This window comes from Hoeflea sp., from assembly GCF_039975035.1.
In the GTDB taxonomy this organism is placed as follows: domain Bacteria; phylum Pseudomonadota; class Alphaproteobacteria; order Rhizobiales; family Rhizobiaceae; genus Hoeflea.
In genome coordinates, this window is sequence record NZ_JBDWHW010000202.1 from 42,521 (window position 1) to 62,281 (window position 19,761).

Genomic DNA, 19,761 nt, shown 5'->3' on the forward strand with positions numbered 1-19,761 from the left:
CAACGAACCGGCACATGGCAAGTCCCCTCCGCATGGCGCTGACGCGCATCATCATCGCAATGCGACGCGCCAGGGACTGGCTGATCGCGAAAACCATCTTCGGCGTATTGCGGGTGATCTCGCTGTTTCCCGCGGACAAGGCGATTGCACTCGTCGATTATCTCGCCCGGCGAATCGGCCCGTTGACGTCACGCCACAGGCTGGCGATGGCCAACCTTTCAAGGGCCTATCCGGAAAAAACCGAAGCCGAACGGCATGAGATCGCCATCGAAATGTGGGGCAACATGTCCCGGCTTGCCGCGGAATATGTCTTTCTCGACCAGCTTTTCGATTACGATCCGGCAGCCACCGAAGCTGGACGAATAGAAGTCGACGGCATCGAAAACTTCATCAGGCTTCGCGACACCAAAAAGCCGTTCATCGTCTTCACCGCACATACCGGCAATTTCGAACTGTTGCCGATCGCGGCGGCGGCCTACGAACTGGATGTGATGGCGTTGTTCCGTCCGCCCAACAATCCCTATATCGCCAAGAGGGTGCTTGCCGCACGCCGCACATCGAGGGGGCATTTGGTGCCCTCGCGCGCCGGAGCCGCTTTCACACTGGCGCGGCGCCTGGAAAGCGGCGGCGGCGTCGGAATGCTGGTTGACCAGAAATTCCACAAGGGCGAGAAAACAACGTTTTTCGGGCTCGAGGCCCACACAAATCCGCTGCTGGCCAAGCTGGTGCGGCAATATGAATGTGACGTTTATCCGGCGCGAGCCATCCGCCTTCCCGACGGTCGCCACCGGCTGGTTGTCGAGGCACCGATCGAAATCCCGCGCCGTCCGGATGGCAAGGTCGATGTTGCGGCCACGGCACAATTGCTCAACGACAAGGTCGAAGACTGGGTGCGCGAATACCCGGGTCAGTGGCAATGGTTCCATGACCGCTGGCAAATCAAGTATCAGCTTAAAGCATTGAAGATTTCCCAAAGCCCGAAATGAATTTGGCCCGGTGACGAACCGGGCCAAAGAAGCATGTGAGGGGCTGCCCCCTTCCAGACAGGACACCGACGGCACAGCCTGAGCGGCTTTCCGCCCTTCCACAACGGTTTTGTTTAGCGCTTGACCACGATGCGGGTGTTGCTGTTTCCGGTCTTTTGCACCAGCGAGAAAAATTTCGCCGCATGTTCCGGCGCCAGCCGCACACAGCCATGCGAGGCGACGCGTCCGAGCCGTTTGGTGTCATAGGTCGCATGCACAGCGTAACCGCCATGATAGAACACCGCATAAGGCATCGGCGCGTTGTTGTACTTGCGCGACCGGTGATGCCGTGAGAGCCACTTGGCCGTATAGGTTCCGGTCGGCGTCGAGTATCCCTTGCGGCCGGTCGAGACAGGCCACTTGTATTTCACCTTGCCATTGTGGGTTACAACCATAGTTTGCGATGAAATATCGACCTTCGCCACAAGCTTGGCGGCAAATGCCGAAGCCGACGAGAATGGCATAAGTGCAAGGGCCAATACCCCTGCCAAGAAAAAATTACGCATGTTTGTTTCCCCAGTTACCCTGAACCAAATTATACTAGAACAAGTCTAATCTAAACAGGTGACTTCATGAGTTAAAGTTAAAATGCATGATCGCATTCTAACAATTAATCTAGGTCATTGATTTTACTGAATTAAAATGAAACAACAAAGCCCGCCAGAACCATCAGCGCGAGGCAGTCGCAGGCACGCCGGTATATCGCAAGCCCGTCCAGAATGTCCCGCGCCCCCGCTTGCGGTCGGCCCGAGCCGTTCAAACCGGTCTCCATCACCACCTCTCCGCCGTAGCGGCGCGGACCGCCCAGCACAAGATCAAGTCCGCCCGCCATCGCGGCTTCCGGCCACCCTGCATTGGGCGAACGATGCAGTCCCTGATCTTTCAGTGCCGAGTCCGCGGCCCTTTGCAGGGAGGTCCACCCGTTGACCATTCCCGCTCCGGCCGCAATCAGCAGCGCCGACAAACGCGATGCCGGCCAGTTGGCAAGATCATCCAGCTTCGCCGCCGCCCGGCCGAAATCCCGGTGCCGGTCATTGAGATGTCCGATCATCGAATCGGCGGTATTGAGCATCTTGTAAGCTAGCAGCCCGGGCAGCCCCAACAGCGCGAACCACAGGACAGGGGCGACGGTTCCGTCTGAAAAATTCTCGGCAAGGCTTTCGATCGCTGCCCTCGAGACCCCGGCCTCATCCAACGCTTCCGGGTCACGCCCGACGATCATGGAAACCGCCTTGCGACCTCCAGCCAGCCCGTCCCGGCAAAGTCCGTTGGCCACAGCGGTGACATGATCGGCAAGGCTCTTCTGTGCCAGAAAGACGCTTACCGTCAGGACCTCGAGCAGCACGCCCGCAGCGCCAAGCCGATCGAACACACTGGCCAGGACCCAACCGACCAGTGCCGCGAGCAAAAGCAGACCGACAATCGCGATGCGTCCCTTTTGGCGGCGAACACCCGGGCTGTCTCCTGCCCGGTTGCACCGCTTGTCGGCAAATCTGATCGCTTGACCGAAAATCACAACAGGATGGCTGATCCGGCGCCACAACCAGTCGGGATCGCCAATGAGGCGATCCAGCACCAGCGCAGCGAGAAGAACCGGCAAATGCCCCATCACGAAGCCCGGGCACCCGCAAGCCGCAATGTTTCGCGAAGCCTGACGGCGGACAGTTCATCAGGCGCCAGTCCGATACGGATCCGCGACGGGCTGTGATCAAACGCCCGCACCAGCACCTTGTGACTGGCGAGTGCTTCGCGCACCGCAGCGCCATCGCCCACTTCGCAATAGAAAAACAGCGCCGTCTCGCCGACAATCGGCACGCAGGCCTTGTTGAGAGCCGATCTGGTCATCGCATTGGCTATTTCGATCTTCCTGCGCAGTTCCTCAACCAGATCAATGCGTGAAAAGGCATGCGTTGCGATCGCCAGCGCCGGGCCGGAAACCGCCCATGGGCCGATCCGTTCGTTGACGATTGCCGCCAGACACGGTTGCGCGAAAACAAAGCCGAGCCGCAATCCCGCAAGACCAAAGAACTTGCCGAAGGATCGCAGCACAACGAGGTTGGGTTCCATCCCTGCCGCTCCGGCCATCGACAGGTCCTGACGCATGTCGGCAAAGGCTTCGTCGATGATCACCAGCTTGCGACGGTGCGCCCGGGCAAAGCCGAACACATCATCGCGCGGTGTTTCCCGCCCGTCGGGATTGTTGGGGTTCACCAGAACCACGGCATCCGCCCCGGTGCCCGCGGCTGCTTCAAGCGTCCTGATCGGCTCGACGGAAATATTCATGCGATGATAGGACTGCTCATACTCCGCAAAGGTCGGCGAAACGATCGCAACCTTTCTGGCATCCGGTGTGAGCCACGGAAGCAACTGGATCGCTGCCTGTGTGCCTGGAACGGCCACCGGCATTACCGAGCCGCCATAGTGCTGCATCGCCAGCTCGCACACCTGCAGCACTTCGGCCTGTTCCGGCAATCGCCGCCAGCTATTGAGTGTCAGTTCCGGCAACGGCAGGGTGAACGGACTTATCCCCGTCGACAGATCGAGCCACTCGGAAGCCGTTCCGCCATAGCGCGCCATGGCTTCTGAAAGCGCGCCGCCATGGGCGATCGGTTCGCTGCCCGGGGTCATCGCCTAGTCCATCCGGTCAATGACATGCATGAAAGATCCCGCAACATTGCCACGCTTGAGGCCAACTTCCCCCTGATCCGCACCCAGCGCATCCCGCGCCGAAAACGGCCGGTCCGCTTCGCCTTCGGCCACGGTGGTGGCGTAGTGGAATTCGTGCGCCGAGAGCTCCATGGGCCAGAAAAATCCCGGCAATGGGGTTAGCTGCCGGTAGCCCAGATGCCGTTTCTTGTCGGCAAAGCTGGTCACCAGCGGCAAGGCACCCAGCATTTCATGCCGCGTTCCCTCGGCATCAATCAGCCCGTCGCCAAGCACCATATAGCCTCCACATTCGCCATAGACGGGAATGCCGCGACCGATGGCCGAATGCGTGCCGGACTTGAACCGGGCCGCGCCGGAAATTGCGCCGGCATGCAGTTCCGGGTATCCACCGGGCAGGATCACGGCGTCGCAATCATCATCCGGCGCTTCATCGGCAAGCGGCGAAAAGAACGAGATTTCGGCGCCCCGCCGCTGCCAGCCAAGCAGCATGTGTTCATAAGCAAAGGCAAACGCGATATCGCGCGCCACCGCGATCTTTTGACCCGGCGGAGGCAACCGGCGAATATTGGCTGGCGCAGGTGACGATACCGCGCGCTTTGCCAGCTTGATGAGCTTGTCGATATCGACACGGGCTTCGATCACGTCGGCAGCAGCGTCGATCAACGTTGCAAGCTTTGCGTTCTCGCCGGCCTGCACCAGTCCCAGATGGCGCTGTGGCGTAACCAGTTTCTCGTCGTTTGGCAGCGCGCCGAGCACATCGATACGCGCGTTCTCCAGTGCTTGGCGCAGCATGCCTTCATGCCGGGCGCTCGCCACGCGGTTGAGGATGACGCCGGGGATGAGAATGTCTGGATGAAAATTGGCAAAGCCCCGCGCCAGCGCCGCCACCGAATGGGACATGCTGGAGCAATCGATCACCAGAACGACCGGCAGGCCCAGCAATCCGGCAAGGTCCGCAGCCGATCCGGACCCGTCCGCCGCGCCGTCAAACAGCCCCATCATCGCCTCGATCACCAGCATGCGTCCGCCTTGCGATTGCAGCGACGCATTGGCGAGCAGCAGGTCGCTGCGCATTGCCCACGGATCATAGTTGAGACAGGTTGCGCCGCTCGCCGCTGCATGGAATGCAGGGTCGATATAGTCCGGACCGGCCTTGCCCGGCGCCAGCGAAACCCCGCGACGTTTCAAGGCCCTGAGAAGTCCCAGAGTCACTGTCGTCTTGCCCGAACCCGATTGAGGCGCGGCAATCATCAAGCCCGTCATGCACTGTCCTTCTGCGCGTCGGCGCGGTGTCCCATGGGGTCGGCGGTCAGCACCCGGCCGGCAGCCGCTCCCATCCAGTCAAGCGCCGGGCGGAGCCGCACCACCTGCCCGACCACGACGATCGCCGGCGGCTGCAATCCGTACGCGGCGACATCGTCGGCCGCCCGGGCGAGCGTGGTTTCAAGCACGTTCTGCGCCGCTGTCGATGCATCGGTGACAAAAGCGACGGGTTCGTCGGCGGCCCGGCCGGCATCGATCAGCCGCGCGGCGATGGTGGAGATGTGTTTCATCGCCATGTACATCACGATCACCTGGCTACCGCGCGCCACACCATCCCAGTCAATCCGGTCCGGCACCAGGCCGGAGGAATCATGCCCGGTCAGGAAGGTGACGGTGTGGTTGGTGTCGCGGTGCGTCACCGGAATGCCGGCATAGGCCAGCCCGCCGATGCCGGCGGTAATCCCCGGCACGATACGGAACGGAATGTGGTGCTCGACCAGCGTCAGCGCTTCCTCGCCGCCACGCCCGAACACGAACGGATCTCCACCCTTGAGCCGCAACACGCGATTGCCCTCGCGCGCCAGTTCGACCAGTCGCAGCGAAATGTCACGTTGCTTGGCCGAGGGCTTGCCACCGCGTTTGCCGGCATATTCCAGTGCCACACCGGTACGCGCCAGCTTGAGGCAATCGGCGTTGACCAGCGCATCGTGAACGATCACATCGGCCTGGGCGAGCGCATTGGCGGCGTGCAGCGTCAGCAGGCCGGGATCGCCCGGTCCGGCACCCACCAGCCACACCTCGCCCGGTTTCATCTGCGGCAGATCTTTTTGCCAGTCGCTCATGCTTTTCCGTTCACGCTCGCAGGCAATTGCTGCAAAATACCATGGGTTACACCCGTATCAATCGCACTCTATAACGGCAACAGGCAAGACACGACCGAGAACTGCGACATGGACACTGGCGAAAACGAAATCAGGCTGGAAAAACCCGCCACGGCACTGCGCCGCGGCTGGACCACCGGCGCCTGCGCAACCGCCGCAACCAAGGCGGCGCTCACGGCATTGCTCACCGGCGACTTTCCTGACCCTGTCGAAATCACCCTGCCAAAAGGCGAGACCCCGAGCTTTGCGCTTGCCCGCGAAACCATCAGCGGGACCTGTTCCATGGCAGGCATCATCAAGGACGCCGGCGACGACCCGGACGTCACCCACGGCGCGCTTGTCATGGCAAGTGTGCGCCGCTTGCCCGAAGCGACCGGCATTGTCTTCAAGGCAGGCGCAGGCGTTGGCACAGTCACCAGGGCCGGCCTGCCGATTGCGGTGGGCGAAGCAGCCATCAACCCGGTTCCCCGCCGCATGATGACCGAGGTCGTCACCGCTCTCTGCGAACAGTACGGCGTGCCCGTCGACATCGAAATCGAGATTGCAATCGAGAACGGCGCCGAGCTTGCCTTGCAAACCTGGAACCCGCGGCTCGGCATTATCGGCGGGCTTTCGGTGCTCGGCACCACCGGCATCGTGCACCCCTATTCCTGCGCTGCCTGGATCCATTCGATCCATCGCGGCATCGATGTCGCCCGCGCCGAGGGTTTCGCCCATGTGCTGGGCGCCACCGGTTCAAGTTCGGAAAAGACCGCGCAGACATTTCATCGCCTGTCCGATCTGGCCTGCCTCGACATGGGTGATTTCGCCGGCGGCTTGCTTAAATATCTCCGCACCCACCCCGTACCACGCCTGACCATCGCCGGCGGCTTCGCCAAGATGTGCAAGCTTGCACAAGGCGCACTTGACCTTCATTCCGGCCGCAGCCAGGTCGACATGGAATGGCTGGCGGCACGTGCTGTGGAATTGGGTGCAGACCCCGCCTTGCAAGACAGAATTCGGGCAGCCAACACCGCACTCGAAACGCTGGAATTGACTCGCAATCAGGGGATCGATCTCCCTTCCATCGTCGCAGCAAGAGCCCGCGCCGCCGCGCTTTCAACGTTGCGCGGCGCGCCGGTCTCCGTCGACGTTATGGTCACCGATCGCGCCGGAGCGCTGCTCGCTCATGCCGAATAGTCCAGAGCCATCAGAAACCATCCTGATTCTGGGCGGCACACGGGAAGCCGCGGATCTGGCCAGAGAATGGGTTGCGGCAAACCCCGAAGCCCGGATCATCACCTCGCTTGCCGGTCGCACAAGGGAACCCGCGCCGCTTGCCGGCGAGCTCCGCACCGGCGGCTTCGGCGGAGTTGAGGGACTGGCCCGCTATCTGCGTGAGACAGGCGTGACACGCCTGATCGATGCCACCCACCCCTTCGCCCGCCAGATCAGCGCCAATGCCATGGAAGCCACGCGGATCGCCGGAGTGCCGCTCGACATCCGCACCCGCACTCCATGGGTAAGACAACCCGGCGATGACTGGATCGAAGTCGAAACACTGGAAGCCGCCCGCGACGCCATTCCGCCCAACGCCCGTGTGCTGCTGGCATTGGGCTCGCAGCATATCAGTCAGTTCGCCGTCCGCGACGACGTGCATTTCGTCGTCCGAATGATCGACCCGCCGGATCTGCCGCTGGAGCTTCCAGGTCACGCCTTGATACTGGGACGTCCAGGCGATACCCCGGCAGTGGAAACAATGCTGCTGATCGCCCACTCCATCACCCACATCGTCTGCCGCAACTCGGGCGGCAAGGCGGCTTACGCCAAGATCGAAGCAGCGCGGGAATTGGGGCTGCTGGTAATCATGGTTGGGCGGGGCTGATCGAGGCGATTACGCCACCTTCGCCTTCTTCTTTTTCCCGACATTCCGCAGCACGTGCGAGTACTCGGAATTGTAGAGGTCGCTGTCGCGGAAGCTGACGTCGCCAAACACCTTGCCGACCATGATCAGCGCCGTGCGGGTGATCTTGTGCTTGCGCACCTCTTCCTTCATGCCTTCCAGCGTGGTGCGGATGAACAGCTCGTCCGGCCAGGTGGCGCGGTAGGCGATCACCACCGGACAATCCGCCCCGTAATAGGGCTCCAGCGACCGGCGCACATAATCGAGATTGCGGATCGACAGGTGGATCGCCAGCGTCGCGCGGGACTGGCCGAGAATTTCCAGCTGCTCGAATTCCGGCATCGACGACGCCTTCATGCCGGTGCGGGTGATGATCACCGTCTGGGCGATCTCCGGCAATGTCAGCTCCGTGGCAAGCCTTGCGGCAACCCCGGCAAAGGCCGGCACGCCCGGCACCACTTCGTAGTCGATCCCCAGCGCATCGAGCCGCCGCATCTGTTCGGCCACCGCGCCATAAATCGCCGGATCGCCCGAATGCACCCGTGCCACGTCCTGACCCGCCGCATGCGCCACTTCCATATCCGCGATGATCTCGTCGAGATGCATCGGCGCCGTGTCTTTGACCAGCGCGTCTTCCGGCGCGGCGTGCACGATCTCTTCGGGCACCAGCGAACCGGCATACAGGCACACCGGGCAGCGCTCGATCAGCTTGAGCCCGCGTACAGTGATGAGGTCCGGCGCGCCAGGTCCGGCGCCGATGAAATAGACGGTCATGCCGCGTCTCCTGATATCTGTGTCCCAACCTGTGTCATCGCGGTGCCTTCCTTGCGGGCGTAACCGCGCGGCGTATAGACCCAGCTCCTGCCGTCGCCGGTTGCCACCGTCGTGGAATTGGATGAGCCGACCACCACCACGGTCAGCATGTCGACATCATCGACATTGAGCGAGCCGAGCGGGACGATGCGGATCAGCTCTCCCTCGCGCCCGAGATTGGTGGCAAGGATCACCGGCGTGGAAGTCGGGCGATGTTCGAGCAGCTTGTCACGCGCCCAGGCCAGTTGGGTGCGGCGCTTCCTCGACACCGGATTGTAAAACGCGATAACGAAATCGCCCTCGCCCGCCGCCGTCACCCGGCGCTTGATATCTTCCCAGGGCGTCAGCAGGTCGGACAGCGAGATGGTGCAGAAATCATGGCCCAGTGGCGCACCCGCGCGTGCCGCCGCAGCCTGCAGCGCCGAGATGCCCGGCGAGACTGCAATCTTGATCCGGCGTGCTTGTGCCGTCAGGCCTTCCGGCCCGTCCGACTTGTCCAAGAGTTCGAACACCAGCGTCGCCATCGCATAGATCCCGGCATCACCGGAACAGACCAGCGCCACCGATTTTCCCTCACCGGCCAGCTCCATGGCGTGGCGCACCCGCGCCTCTTCCTTGCCCAGATCGAAATCATGCCGCGTCTTGCTTTTGGTCAGCGGTCCGAGCAGATCAAGATAGAGCGAATAGCCAACCAGATCTGTCGATGCCGAAACCATTGCCGAGACTTCCGGCGAACGCCAGCCATTCGACCCAGGCCCGATGCCGACCACCATCAATTTACCGCGCGCCCTGCCCGACAGGTTCGCTGCAGTGAAAGGCTCCACCGCCCGGGCTATGGCACAAGTGGCACGGCGGCTTTTGCGCTTCGCCGCAATCAATTCACCTGATGCCCCGACAGAGGCCAGTGCCGCACCTTCGGACACACCATGGCACCCCACCTCGGCAAACACGATATCTGACGGATGCTTCAGCCGCGGCGTTTGAGCTTCCAGCGTTGCCGCATCGAAGAACCGCGCCGAACAGCCAAAATGGCTCGCCACATGATGCACTGCCGCTTCATCGGCCTTCACATCGATCGACGCCACCAACCCGACCGACGCCGGAGACAGGCCTGCTTCGGTGAGACTTTCCAGCGCCAGTTTCAGCGCCTCGTCACCGTCAGCACCGCGTTCGCACCCGATGCCAAGCACAAGTGTCTTTGGATGGTACAGCAGTCCGTTGGCGGGTGGCGCAACAGCCGTGTCGGAAACAGCCAGAACCACGTCGCCATCGGTCGAAAATGGCAGCCCGCTCTCGGTGGGCCAAGGTGCGTCGCCTTCAAGCCGGATGCTGCCGCCGGCCACCAGATCGGCCATCACCCGCTTGGAGTCTTCTGGATTCGCCAGCACCCAGCCTTCCGGCGGCGCATCGAGTGCCACGCCGAATTTCAGATCGCCCGCCGTGGTGATGGCTGCAACCCCCTCAAGGAGTGCGGCGATCCGGCGCGCCAGATCATTGGCGCCATGATGACCGCCCAGTAGCGGAACCACAGCCGATCCGTCTTCGGCAACGACGAGCACAGGCGGTTCGCGCAGCTTGTCATTGAGGTGCGGCGCGAGAAGCCGGATTATCGCACCCGCCGCCATCAGTCCGATGATCGGCCGGCCCTGCCGGAACAAATCAGCCAGATGCGCGCCGGTATCGTCAAATCCAAGATCAGCGCCGTCAGCAACGCGCCGGGCAAGGCCGTGCACCTCTCCGCCCAGAGCTTCGGCAATACGCCGTCCCGTCGGCAAGGCCGCATCCGAGAGAATGACAATCGCCGGTGATGTGGTCATGCTTTACTCCCGGGCAATGCGTGGATCCATTCCTCGCCGCCTTTGTAGATCAGGATCATCGAAAAATAGGGTGCGGTGACATCGGCGACGTCCGCGAGCGGCATCAGCCGTTCGGCCTCAAGCGACACCCGCTCGGCATAAACAGCCTGATCCATCAGATCGAGCCGATCTATCAAGGCCCGGATCCGGCCAAAGTGCCGTCCGACCTTGATGATCGCCACCGCGTCGCAAAGCTCGAGCCGCGCGGCCATCGCCTCGTCATCCATCGGGCCCGGAATCACGCTCAACACATCGTTGCGCGCGGCCAATGGACGCCCAGCAGCACTTGCCGCTGCCATCATCGAAGACACACCCGGCACCACTTCGGTGGGATAGCGCGACGCAAGCCGCTCGAACACATACATGAACGAGCCATAGAAAAACGGATCGCCCTCGCACAAGACCGCAACGTCGCGGCCCGCATCAAGATGAGCGGAGATCTCCATGGAAGCCTTGTCATAGACGTCGCGCGCCGGAAACCGTTCGGTGCGCATTGGCATCACAATCGGGATCTCCAGCTGCCCTCCAGGCAAGTGTGGCGCGGCGATGGCACGGGCGAAACTCGGCCCTGTATCAGGCGCCGGCCAGGCGATCACCGGAACGCTCTGCAGGATTCTGTGCGCCTTCAACGTGATCAGATCCGGGTCACCCGGACCAAGTCCGACCCCGTACAATTTACCGTTCATGCATCCAGCCCTTTTGTTACCGACCAGAGCGTCACTGGCATCATCGGCTTCCAGCCGAGATAGCGACCCACCGGTTCGGCACGGCTCACCTGCATGCGGATCAGCTCACCGCCATGGACCGATTGCAGCGCGAACAAGCGGGCTTCGCCCTCCACCGTCACAGCGTTGGCGACCATGCGGCCGAACGGCTTGAGTGCGTCCCATGCGGCGTCGAACACTCCGTCATGGGAAATGCCGCCACCAATGAACACCGCATCCGGCATGTCCAGATTTGCCAGCGCCCCGGGTGCGGCGCCTGGCACGATATCGAGACCGGGAGTTCCCAGGACCACCGCATTGTGCGCTGTCATCGTCCGGCGTGCTTCATTGGATTCGATCGCGATTGCCCGGGCGCCGCGCGCCGCGCGCATCCATTCTATTCCGATCGACCCGCACCCCGCACCGACATCCCACAACAACCCGCCCGGCACCGGGCCAAGCCGCGCCAGGGTTGTTGCCCTGACTTCCCGCTTGGTCAGTTGTCCGTCATGCTCGAAGGTCTCATCCGGCAGTCCCGGAACAGCCGGCAGCAAAACCGCGCCCGGCTGGGCGACACAGACAATCGCCAGCGTGTTGAAATCGGCAAAGTCCGGCTTGTCGGCGGCAACCCGGTCGGCCCGCATGGTCTTGATGCGCTCATCTGGTCCGCCGATATGTTCAAGCACATGCATCTCGGACCGGCCATAGCCGCGTGCACTCAGGATCTGCGCCGCTTCCACCACCGTGCGGCCTGTCGAGGTCAGCGCAACGATACGCGCGTCCGGCTGCACATGCGCCGCCAGGCCATGCACCGAGCGGCCATGCAGCGAAATCATCGCCACATCCTGCAGCGCCCATCCGAGCCGCGAGGCAGCGAGTGAAAATGCCGACGGCGACGGGATCACCCGCATCTCCGCCTTGTCGAGATCGCGCATCAGCGTCGCGCCGACGCCATAAAACATCGGGTCGCCGGTGGCGAGAATGGTGACTGGCGTTCCGCGCCGCGCCATCACCAGCGCGATTGTGTCCTTGATGCCAAAGGTCCAGGCAATGGTTTCCCGCTTGCCGCAATCGATCCGCGCCAGCACCCGTTCGGGCGCAATGATGGTCTCGGCTGCGTCAAACAGCGTCCGCGCTAGCGGCGTCAGGCTGTCGAGCCCGTTGTCGCCGATACCGATGATGGTCAGCCACGGAGCCTTGGCTCCAACTTCGCTAGCCATGTCCTTCAAGCCCCCCGGCAATCGCGTTGACGGCCGAACTGGCCAGCGCGCTGCCGCCACGACGGCCCTTGACCGCGAGGAATTCGACACCGCGCGGATCGGCAATCAGCGCATCCTTGCTTTCCACCGCACCGACAAATCCCACCGGCACACCGATGATCGCCGCGGGCTTTGGCGCGCCCGCATCGATCAGCTCCAGCAATCGGAACAACGCGGTTGGTGCGTTGCCGATGGCAATCACAGCACCCGCCATCCGCTTTGCCCACAGATCGACCTGCGCCGCCGAGCGCGTGGTCGCATCCCGCGCAGCGATCTCGCGCACTTGCGGATCGTTGAGCAGGCACAGCGCTTCATTATCCGCAGGCATCAGCCGCGTGATTACCCCGTGACGCACCATCTCCACGTCGCACAGCACCGGGGCGCCAGCCTGCAGCGCCGCCCTCGCAGACGCGGCAAAGCCGTCGGACACGACGACATCACCCGCCAGATCCACCATGCCGCAGGCATGGATCATCCGCACCACCACCTCCTGGGAAGCTGCGTCAAACCGCATCAGATCGGCTTCTGCCCGGATGATGGCGAAGGACCGCCGGTAGATTTCGACCGGATCACGGATGGGGGCCGGAGTGCTCACGCTTCAGCTCTTCTTCTTGTCCATCGAGCGTGGCCCATGCGGATGATCTGCATGCGGATAGGGATGGTGATGATGGTCGTGGGAATGGTCATCACCATGGCTATGATCGTGATCATGGGAGTGCCCATGTTTATGACTGTGTCCATCATGGTGATGGTGATCATCCCCGTGCGCATGGTCATGATCGTGCGAATGATCATGCGCCGGTTCCAGCGAAGCCGGGCTCGCATGACTGTGCACCGGCGTCCACGGCAGGCCGTGCTCCTTGCAGAACTCTTCCTCACGGCAGGATGCATCGCAATCGCCCTTGCAGGGGCAATCTTCCAGACCGCCGCCGATGCCTTCCACATGATGGTGATGGCTTTCCTGCGGCAGCCCGACCTCGGCCTCGAAGCCCAGCACCTGCTCGCGGTATTTGCACATTTGGCAGTTCATCAGCGCCTCACCGTCGACGATCTCCTGCACCCGGTCCTGGAACGTATCCAGCACCAGCGGATGGTCGCTGAGATAGGATGCCTTGATGAACTGGATGTCGGGATGATTGGCCGCCACTTCATCCGTCTGCGAATAGATCCGCTTGACCAGCACGCCGGTGAACAGGAAATAGGGAAACACGATGATGCGCTTGTAGCCGAGCTTCGCAGCATGGCTCAGCCCCGGACCGACAAGCGGAAAGGTGACACCCGAATAGCAGGTCTCGGCCCAGCCGAAGCCAAAGCCTTCCCACAGCATCCGCGTCACCTTCGACGCGTTGGAATTGGCGTCGGGATCGGACGATCCGCGGCCGACCACCATCAGCAGCGTGTCGTGCAGGCCCACCTCGCCCAGTTCCTTGTTGGCCTTGTCGAGCGCCTGCTGGATGCGTTCGCCTGCGGCCCTGATCATCTTCAGGTCGATGCCAAGTTCGCGCCCGTAATTGATCACCATTCCGGAGTTTTGCGCCTGATAGGTATTGAGCACCGACGGGATGTCGTTCTTGGCGTGGCCCGCGGCAAACAGCATGCCCGGCACCGCCAGAACCCGGGTGACGCCCTTGGCGTGTAGCCGGTCGAGCCCTTCGGAAATCACCGGGTTGCAGAATTCCAGATAGCCATATTCAACCGGAATATCCGGATAGCGGGCCTTGAGCCCCTCCGCCACGGTAGCGAATTCCTTTGCCGCGTTCTGGTTGCGGCTGCCATGTCCGCAGACCATGATGCCGGTTTTGTCCGGAATTGCGCTGTCGCTCATAACTCAGGCCTCCGCCGCTTCGGGTTGCTTGTCGGCATCGGCTTCGTCAGCAGTGTCCTGGCTGGCCGTCTTGCTCTTGCTTCTCCGCTTGATCGCCCAGGCCGCCACCGCGGCGGCAGCCGCCGCAGCAGCCCAGCCGACCCAATGCGAATGACCCGCCAGATCGCCGACATGACCACCATGGGCGAAAGCGCTCTGCGCACTTGAAATCGAGACAATGAGAGAAAGGACAAGGGTTCGCATCGGGTAGCCTCCGGACAACGTGACATCTTCAGCACGATACGCCGGACAACAAAACGCTCCCCGCAGGTAGCATCCCGTCTGACCGAACCGGACAGCTCCGGACTTGGCTCTTGAATTAAGTCAGCCGCACCGGAATATCTCGCAGCCTGTTATCAGGCGCCGTCGCACATGGGCCTGTCTTAGGCGTTTGCCAATTGCAGGTCAAACGCCGATTGCGTCAATGCCGGGCCGATCTGCGCCGGAGCGGAAATTCTCAGCCAACCCCTGTCTCAGGAAAAACCCAACCGTCTGGCTGTGGCCTGAAATAGCTTCCGCTCGCGCTCGTCGACCTCGCCATCCGCCTGGGCAATGGCAGACAGATGGGCAAGGATTTCGCGCTTGCGGGCCTCATCGAGGTCAGCCAGCATGTCGGCTGCCTGCGCATCGCTGGTCTCATAGCCGAATTCATTGAGATATTTCAGGATATCCGTCAGTTCTTCGCCGTTGAGGCCGAGAAGCCGGGTGCAGATCGCGGCAAACGCATCGGCTTCCGCCGGCTCCACACTCTTGTCGGCGAACGACATCCTGGCCAGCAGCAACAGTTCCGCCGTGAGCACCGGGTCATGCGCGACCTTGCTCAGCGATGCATGATGGTCGAGAAATCCCCGAACCCGTTCGCCCAGCGAAGGTCTCTTGTCTGGCGTATCGGTGTGTGGCGTATCGGTCATGACCTCGTCCTTTTCTGCCATAGGCATTGATCCGGGATCGAGCCCGAGCAGGCTTGCCATCCGGCGGATCATCTTCTCGTCGCGTTCATCGATCGTCGCGTTGGCACGCGCAATCCGCATCATGTCGTCAAGAAGGGTGCTTCGCGCCTTTGTGTCAAGCTGCCTGAGCAGCGAGAAGGCTTCGACATCGCTTGATCTGGCGCGCGGTGAATCCAGCAACACATGCAGGTCCGGCATGTCGCGCCGGCTGATGCCGAATTGCCGTTGGCAAATCCGCTCAAACGCCGTCAACTGTGACGGTTGCGCGACGCCATCGGCAAGCACCATTCGAAACAGCAGCAGCACCTCGGCCAGCGCGACCGGATTTTCCGACAATTGACCAAGTGGACCGGACCATTGCGGTTTGCGCTCCAGCATCCGCGCAATCGACGTCAGGAGGTTCATCATCGCAGCGGCCCCTCAACCTTGCACCGTTCCCGAGGAACTCCAAGGTAAACCCGCACTGCCGATTGTCCAGCCGATTGCCGCGTGCCATAGGTCCGGCATCGCCACCACCCTCTTGCCTCTCGCCAAACAGGCCGATCCATGGAAGACCTTACACTTGCGCTGACCCTGCTGCTTCTGGTTGCGGCCTTCATGGCGGGCTTTGTCGATTCGATTGCCGGAGGCGGCGGCCTGATCGCGCTTCCTGCTTTGCTGCTGGCCGGGTTTTCGCCGGTCGAGGCGCTTGGCACCAACAAGCTGCAGGGCCTGTTCGGCTCCGGGTCCGCCACCATCGCCTACGCCCGCAAGGGCCATGTCGACCTCCGCGCCCAGTTCGGCCCGGCGCTGCTCGCTGCCGCCGGATCGGCGCTCGGGGCGATGCTGGCCACGCTCATTCCCGGCGATGTGTTCCGCGCTTTCCTTCCCTTCCTGCTTATCGCCATCGCGCTCTATTTCGGCTTCAAGCCCAACATGGGCGATATTGATCGCGCCCGTCGGTTGTCGCCCTTCCTGTTCGGTCTCGCGATCGTGCCGATGGTCGGCTTTTACGATGGCGTGTTCGGCCCCGGCGCCGGTTCGTTCTACATGCTTGCCTTTGTCGCACTTGCCGGCTTCGGCCTGCTCAAGGCCACCGCCCACACCAAGCTCCTGAATTTCGCTTCCAACATCGGCGGCTTTGCCGTCTTCGCTTTTGTCGGCGTGATTTCCTGGAAAATCGGACTGATGATGGGCGCCGCCCAATTCGCCGGCGCGCAAGTGGGCTCGCGGCTGGCGATGAAAAACGGCGCCAAGATCATCAAACCCTTGCTGGTCATCACCTGCATTGCCTTGGCGGTCAAACTGCTTGCCGACCCGGCAAATCCGGTCCGCGTCTGGTTCGGGGTCTGAGAGACCTAAAACACCGCCAGCAATATCGCGCCGGCGCCGATCATCGTTACACCCAGCCAGTTGAGCGCCGAGAGATGTTCACCCAGAAAGATCACGCCGAAGATCGCCACCAGCACGATTGACAATTTGTCGAGCGGCGCCACCCGGGCGGCGTCGCCGAGTTTGAGCGCCCGGAAATATGCGAGCCACGAGGCGCCGGTTGCCAGACCCGACAGGCCCAGAAACAGCCAGGTCTTGAACGGGATCGATGACGGATGTCGCCACTTGCCGCTTACCGTCAGGATGGCGCCGAGCACCACGATGATCACGCAGGTGCGGATGAAGGTGGCGAGATCGCTGTCGATTTCGGCTATCCCGACCTTGGCGAAAATCGCCGTCAGGGCGGCAAACACCGCCGCCACCAGCGCCCAGAACTGCCAGCTTGCCGACAGGCTCATTGCCACCTCCTGTTTAGAACTCCACGCCGATCTGCGCTTTCACGCCCGAGCGGAACGGATGCTTGATCATCTCCATCTCGGTGACCAGATCTGCAAATTCGATCAGCTCTTCCTTGGCGTTGCGGCCGGTGAGCACGACATGGGTCATCGGCGGTTTTTCAGCCTCCAGAAACGCGATCACCTCATTAACATCGAGATAATCATAGCGGATGGCAATATTGATCTCGTCAAGCAAGACCATCGAGTTGCGCTCGTCGCGGATCATCTCCTTGGCTTTTTCCCAGGCGGCCTGCGCCATTTCAATATCGCGGGCCTTGTCCTGGGTATCCCAGGTGAAGCCCTCGCCCATTGTGTGAAACTGGCACATGTCGGAGAAGTGCTTGAGGATCAGGTCGCGCTCGCCGGTCGACATCGCGCCCTTGATGAACTGCACCACGGCACAGGGTTTGCCATGGGCGATGTGGCGAAAGATCATGCCGAACGCAGCGGATGATTTGCCCTTGCCCTTGCCGGTATGGACGATGACCAGACCTTTCTCGCCGGTCTTGGTGGCCATGATTTTCTCGCGCGCCACCTTCTTCTTGGCCATTTTCTCCGCATGGCGGGCGTTGAGTTGTTCCTCGCTCATGCCGTCGGTGATTTTTCCACGTTCGCTCATCTCGGTGCATCCCTGTTTAACGTCAGTCCTGATCCGGCCGGACCTGACCGGCCTCTTTCATCTTCATCCGGTTGTTTCACCGAAGGTCTTGGCAAACCAGATACGCTGCGCTGCGCCACCGTTGGCCGGCAGACGGCCGCATTCGCCATAACCCAGACCCTGGTAAAATCGCGGCGCCTGGAATTCGAATGTATCGAGATATACACCGACAAGCCCCTTTTGCCGGGCGAAATCTTCGGCCTTCGACAAGAGCAGGCGTCCGATCCCGTTACCGCGCTGCCCCTCCGCAATGCCGAGCAGCTTGATAAACAGCCAGCCCTGGACCGTGTGCGCCGTCAAGCCGCCAACCAATCGCCCGTCTGCGTCGGTCGCCTTGAGCTGCAATTGCTCTGGCTCAAACGGCTTGCCCAGCCTTGCCGCAGCCCCGTCGACAATGGCTTCGACCGTATCGGCAAAATCTCGGCCTTCAGCTTCAACCGCGGTAATTTCGATCGTCATGCACAGTCCTCATGATTTGGCAGATTGACGGCGACAAGTCCTGCCGGTTCAAGCTTGCCCGATATCTCTTCCGCCCAAATCAGCCAGAGCAAACTTGGCTGAATTGCTCTTCGGCGTCCACAATCCGCGCTCGATGGCTTCCTCGAATTTCGCCGCCATCTCCTTCAATGCATCAGGGTTCTTCTCGCGCAGGAAAGCGAGCGTCTCCTCGTCCATCAGATAGGCCTGATAGACCGCATCGAAATGGGCGTCGCGCACCGCTCCGGTGGTCGCTGCAAAGGCAAACAGATAATCCACCGTCGCCGCCATCTCGAAGGCGCCCTTGTAGCCGTGGCGCTTGACGCCCTCGATCCATTTCGGATTGACCGCCCTGCCGCGCACTACCCGCGCAATCTCCTCTTCCAGCGATCGTATCACCGGGCGTTCGGGCCGGGAATGGTCATTGTGGTAGATCGCCGGTCGCGTGCCGCGCGCCGCTTCCACCGCTGCGGTCATGCCGCCCTCGAACTGGTAGTAATCATCTGAATCGAGAAGGTCATGTTCGCGATTGTCCTGGTTCTGCACCACCGCTTCGACCGTCGACAGCCTCTGTTCAAACAGCTCGTGCGCGGCCTGGCCTTCTTCACCAGCGCCATAGGCATAGCCGCCCCAGACAACGAAAGCTTCGGCCAGATCGCCGCGATCGGTCCAACCGCTCTCATCGATCAGCGCCTGCAGGCCTGCACCATAGGCTCCGGGCTTGGAGCCGAACACCCGGAACGAGGATTGGCGCAGGGCCTCCGCCTCAGTCGCTCCGGCCTCGATCAGCCGCCCGCTCTCTTGTCTGGCCCGCGCCGCCAGCGGATTGTCGGCTTCGTCCTCGTCCAGCGTCGCAACGGCGCGCACCGCCCGATCGAACAGCGCAATCTGGTCCGGAAAGGCATCGCGGAAAAAGCCGGAGATCCGCAAGGTGACGTCGACACGCGGCCGGTTCATCATCGCCAGTGGAATGATCTCATAGCCGGTGACCCGCCGCGAGGCCGGATCCCACACCGGCTTGGCGCCGATCAGAGCCAGCGCTTGTGCGATGTCATCGCCACCGGTGCGCATGTTGGAGGTGCCCCATGCGGTCAGCGCCATCGAGGTCGGCCATTCGCCGTGATCCTGCACGTGGCGGGTGACCAGCAGCTCGGCTGATTTCTGCCCCAGTTCCCACGCCGCTGGCGTTGGTACCGCGCGGCTGTCGACCGAGTAGAAATTCCGTCCCGTCGGCAAAACGTCCGGCCGTCCCCGTGTCGGCGCACCGGATGGCCCGGGCGCCACGAACCGGCCGTCGAGCGCGGTCAGAAGACCGGAAATTTCAGCCTCACCACAGGCCTCGACCGAGGGTTTGATCAGCGTCCGGATGTTCTCCATCACCGCAGCCGTGTCCACCCAGCCATTTGGAACCGCAGTGCGCTCCGACACCAGCTCAATCGCCAGCAACTCGATCCGCTCGACCGTATCGCCATTGGTGCGCCAGAGATCGTTTGAAACGGCTTGCAGGATTGAAGGCTTTGGGCCGGTCCACGGCTCGCCCATCGGGCAATCGAGGGGATCGAACGCTTTCCCCATTCTCCCCCCTTGCGGGGGAGATGTCACCGAAGGTGACAGAGGGGGGTGCTGGTCCGGTACAGAGGCTGGCATTGGGGAG

Annotated in this window: 21 protein-coding genes; 4 read left to right on the plus strand and 17 right to left on the minus strand. The window is 62.1% G+C overall.

Annotation, left to right across the window (positions count from 1 at the left end; all coding sequences use genetic code 11):
- The first annotated feature begins 14 nt into the window (after positions 1-14).
- Complete coding sequence (locus tag ABJN75_RS18110) at positions 15-986, plus strand: lipid A biosynthesis lauroyl acyltransferase (protein ID WP_348440984.1); 972 nt, start codon at positions 15-17, stop codon at positions 984-986.
- Positions 987-1,099: 113 nt separating this feature from the next.
- Here the strand turns inward: ABJN75_RS18110 and ABJN75_RS18115 are convergent, their stop codons facing one another.
- From ABJN75_RS18115 to cobA, 5 genes are all read right to left on the minus strand, one after another.
- Positions 1,100-1,531, minus strand: a complete 432-nt coding sequence (locus tag ABJN75_RS18115) for a L,D-transpeptidase (protein ID WP_348440985.1) — start codon at positions 1,529-1,531, stop codon at positions 1,100-1,102.
- 131 nt (positions 1,532-1,662) lie between these two features.
- A complete protein-coding gene (cbiB, locus tag ABJN75_RS18120; RefSeq protein ID WP_348440986.1) occupies positions 1,663-2,634 on the minus strand; it encodes an adenosylcobinamide-phosphate synthase CbiB in 972 nt (323 codons plus the stop codon).
- Positions 2,634-3,653, minus strand: a complete 1,020-nt coding sequence (gene cobD / locus ABJN75_RS18125; protein ID WP_348440987.1) for a threonine-phosphate decarboxylase CobD — start codon at positions 3,651-3,653, stop codon at positions 2,634-2,636. Before cobD ends, cbiB begins: the two co-directional genes overlap by 1 nt.
- Positions 3,654-3,656: 3 nt before the next feature.
- Positions 3,657-4,955, minus strand: coding sequence for a cobyrinate a,c-diamide synthase (locus tag ABJN75_RS18130; RefSeq protein WP_348440988.1), 1,299 nt, complete (start codon positions 4,953-4,955; stop codon positions 3,657-3,659).
- Positions 4,952-5,797, minus strand: a complete 846-nt coding sequence (cobA, locus tag ABJN75_RS18135; protein ID WP_348440989.1) for a uroporphyrinogen-III C-methyltransferase — start codon at positions 5,795-5,797, stop codon at positions 4,952-4,954. Before cobA ends, ABJN75_RS18130 begins: the two co-directional genes overlap by 4 nt.
- A 108-nt stretch (positions 5,798-5,905) precedes the next feature.
- Between cobA and ABJN75_RS18140 the strand changes: the two genes are divergently transcribed.
- Positions 5,906-7,015: a cobalt-precorrin-5B (C(1))-methyltransferase gene (locus tag ABJN75_RS18140; protein WP_348440990.1), complete on the plus strand. Its 1,110-nt coding sequence runs from the start codon at positions 5,906-5,908 to the stop codon at positions 7,013-7,015.
- Complete coding sequence (locus ABJN75_RS18145) at positions 7,005-7,700, plus strand: cobalt-precorrin-6A reductase (protein WP_348440991.1); 696 nt, start codon at positions 7,005-7,007, stop codon at positions 7,698-7,700. The genes ABJN75_RS18140 and ABJN75_RS18145 overlap by 11 nt, the downstream gene beginning before the upstream one ends.
- Before the next feature lie 9 nt (positions 7,701-7,709).
- Here ABJN75_RS18145 and cobM read toward each other — a convergent pair whose 3' ends face one another.
- The 8 genes from cobM to ABJN75_RS18185 all read right to left on the minus strand — a co-directional run bounded on the left by cobM (position 7,710) and on the right by ABJN75_RS18185 (position 15,572).
- On the minus strand, positions 7,710-8,492 hold the full coding sequence (cobM, locus tag ABJN75_RS18150; protein WP_348440992.1) for a precorrin-4 C(11)-methyltransferase: 783 nt from the start codon (positions 8,490-8,492) through the stop codon (positions 7,710-7,712).
- Positions 8,489-10,348 (minus strand): precorrin-3B C(17)-methyltransferase, encoded by a 1,860-nt coding sequence (gene cobJ / locus ABJN75_RS18155; RefSeq protein ID WP_348440994.1) that lies wholly within the window; start codon positions 10,346-10,348, stop codon positions 8,489-8,491. The genes cobM and cobJ overlap by 4 nt, the downstream gene beginning before the upstream one ends.
- On the minus strand, positions 10,345-11,073 hold the full coding sequence (gene cobI / locus ABJN75_RS18160; RefSeq protein WP_348440996.1) for a precorrin-2 C(20)-methyltransferase: 729 nt from the start codon (positions 11,071-11,073) through the stop codon (positions 10,345-10,347). Before cobI ends, cobJ begins: the two co-directional genes overlap by 4 nt.
- The gene (gene cbiE / locus ABJN75_RS18165) at positions 11,070-12,311 is read right to left on the minus strand and encodes a precorrin-6y C5,15-methyltransferase (decarboxylating) subunit CbiE (protein WP_348440997.1); all 1,242 of its coding nucleotides are present in this window, start codon (positions 12,309-12,311) and stop codon (positions 11,070-11,072) included. The genes cobI and cbiE overlap by 4 nt, the downstream gene beginning before the upstream one ends.
- Entirely contained in the window at positions 12,304-12,945 is a 642-nt protein-coding gene (locus ABJN75_RS18170; protein ID WP_348440998.1) for a precorrin-8X methylmutase, read from the minus strand. Before ABJN75_RS18170 ends, cbiE begins: the two co-directional genes overlap by 8 nt.
- A gap of 3 nt (positions 12,946-12,948) precedes the next feature.
- A complete protein-coding gene (locus tag ABJN75_RS18175; protein ID WP_348440999.1) occupies positions 12,949-14,175 on the minus strand; it encodes a sirohydrochlorin chelatase in 1,227 nt (408 codons plus the stop codon).
- A 3-nt stretch (positions 14,176-14,178) separates the two neighbouring features.
- Entirely contained in the window at positions 14,179-14,418 is a 240-nt protein-coding gene (locus ABJN75_RS18180) for a DUF6732 family protein (RefSeq protein ID WP_348441001.1), read from the minus strand.
- A 269-nt stretch (positions 14,419-14,687) separates the two neighbouring features.
- Entirely contained in the window at positions 14,688-15,572 is an 885-nt protein-coding gene (locus tag ABJN75_RS18185; RefSeq protein ID WP_348441003.1) for a TerB family tellurite resistance protein, read from the minus strand.
- A gap of 138 nt (positions 15,573-15,710) precedes the next feature.
- Here ABJN75_RS18185 and ABJN75_RS18190 point away from each other — a divergent pair, with 138 nt between their 5' ends.
- The gene (locus ABJN75_RS18190) at positions 15,711-16,496 is read left to right on the plus strand and encodes a TSUP family transporter (RefSeq protein WP_348441004.1); all 786 of its coding nucleotides are present in this window, start codon (positions 15,711-15,713) and stop codon (positions 16,494-16,496) included.
- A 5-nt stretch (positions 16,497-16,501) separates the two neighbouring features.
- On the opposite strand, the gene ABJN75_RS18195 is transcribed toward ABJN75_RS18190, so the two are convergent.
- The 4 genes from ABJN75_RS18195 to ABJN75_RS18210 all read right to left on the minus strand — a co-directional run.
- Positions 16,502-16,933 (minus strand): EamA family transporter, encoded by a 432-nt coding sequence (locus ABJN75_RS18195; protein ID WP_348441005.1) that lies wholly within the window; start codon positions 16,931-16,933, stop codon positions 16,502-16,504.
- Positions 16,934-16,946: 13 nt separating this feature from the next.
- Positions 16,947-17,561 carry a cob(I)yrinic acid a,c-diamide adenosyltransferase gene (cobO, locus tag ABJN75_RS18200; protein ID WP_348441010.1) on the minus strand — a complete coding sequence of 205 codons (615 nt, stop codon included), beginning with the start codon at positions 17,559-17,561 and terminating at the stop codon, positions 16,947-16,949.
- Positions 17,562-17,654: 93 nt separating this feature from the next.
- A complete protein-coding gene (locus ABJN75_RS18205) occupies positions 17,655-18,089 on the minus strand; it encodes a GNAT family N-acetyltransferase (protein ID WP_348441006.1) in 435 nt (144 codons plus the stop codon).
- Between the two features lie 48 nt (positions 18,090-18,137).
- A partial coding sequence (locus tag ABJN75_RS18210) for a cobaltochelatase subunit CobN (protein WP_348441007.1) occupies positions 18,138-19,761 on the minus strand: 1,624 nt, incomplete at its 5' end.

Bases quoted from the DNA above. Each gene is read 5' to 3' on its own strand.
- ABJN75_RS18110 (WP_348440984.1), top strand. From the start codon at position 15: ATGGCAAGTCCCCTCCGCATGGCGCTGACGCGCATCATCATCGCAATG.
- ABJN75_RS18115 (WP_348440985.1), bottom strand. From the start codon at position 1,531: ATGCGTAATTTTTTCTTGGCAGGGGTATTGGCCCTTGCACTTATGCCA.
- cbiB (WP_348440986.1), bottom strand. From the start codon at position 2,634: ATGGGGCATTTGCCGGTTCTTCTCGCTGCGCTGGTGCTGGATCGCCTC.
- cobD (WP_348440987.1), bottom strand. From the start codon at position 3,653: ATGACCCCGGGCAGCGAACCGATCGCCCATGGCGGCGCGCTTTCAGAA.
- ABJN75_RS18130 (WP_348440988.1), bottom strand. From the start codon at position 4,955: ATGACGGGCTTGATGATTGCCGCGCCTCAATCGGGTTCGGGCAAGACG.
- cobA (WP_348440989.1), bottom strand. From the start codon at position 5,797: ATGAGCGACTGGCAAAAAGATCTGCCGCAGATGAAACCGGGCGAGGTG.
- ABJN75_RS18140 (WP_348440990.1), top strand. From the start codon at position 5,906: ATGGACACTGGCGAAAACGAAATCAGGCTGGAAAAACCCGCCACGGCA.
- ABJN75_RS18145 (WP_348440991.1), top strand. From the start codon at position 7,005: ATGCCGAATAGTCCAGAGCCATCAGAAACCATCCTGATTCTGGGCGGC.
- cobM (WP_348440992.1), bottom strand. From the start codon at position 8,492: ATGACCGTCTATTTCATCGGCGCCGGACCTGGCGCGCCGGACCTCATC.
- cobJ (WP_348440994.1), bottom strand. From the start codon at position 10,348: ATGACCACATCACCGGCGATTGTCATTCTCTCGGATGCGGCCTTGCCG.
- cobI (WP_348440996.1), bottom strand. From the start codon at position 11,073: ATGAACGGTAAATTGTACGGGGTCGGACTTGGTCCGGGTGACCCGGAT.
- cbiE (WP_348440997.1), bottom strand. From the start codon at position 12,311: ATGGCTAGCGAAGTTGGAGCCAAGGCTCCGTGGCTGACCATCATCGGT.
- ABJN75_RS18175 (WP_348440999.1), bottom strand. From the start codon at position 14,175: ATGAGCGACAGCGCAATTCCGGACAAAACCGGCATCATGGTCTGCGGA.
- ABJN75_RS18180 (WP_348441001.1), bottom strand. From the start codon at position 14,418: ATGCGAACCCTTGTCCTTTCTCTCATTGTCTCGATTTCAAGTGCGCAG.
- ABJN75_RS18185 (WP_348441003.1), bottom strand. From the start codon at position 15,572: ATGATGAACCTCCTGACGTCGATTGCGCGGATGCTGGAGCGCAAACCG.
- ABJN75_RS18190 (WP_348441004.1), top strand. From the start codon at position 15,711: ATGGAAGACCTTACACTTGCGCTGACCCTGCTGCTTCTGGTTGCGGCC.
- ABJN75_RS18195 (WP_348441005.1), bottom strand. From the start codon at position 16,933: ATGAGCCTGTCGGCAAGCTGGCAGTTCTGGGCGCTGGTGGCGGCGGTG.
- cobO (WP_348441010.1), bottom strand. From the start codon at position 17,561: ATGAGCGAGGAACAACTCAACGCCCGCCATGCGGAGAAAATGGCCAAG.
- ABJN75_RS18205 (WP_348441006.1), bottom strand. From the start codon at position 18,089: ATGACGATCGAAATTACCGCGGTTGAAGCTGAAGGCCGAGATTTTGCC.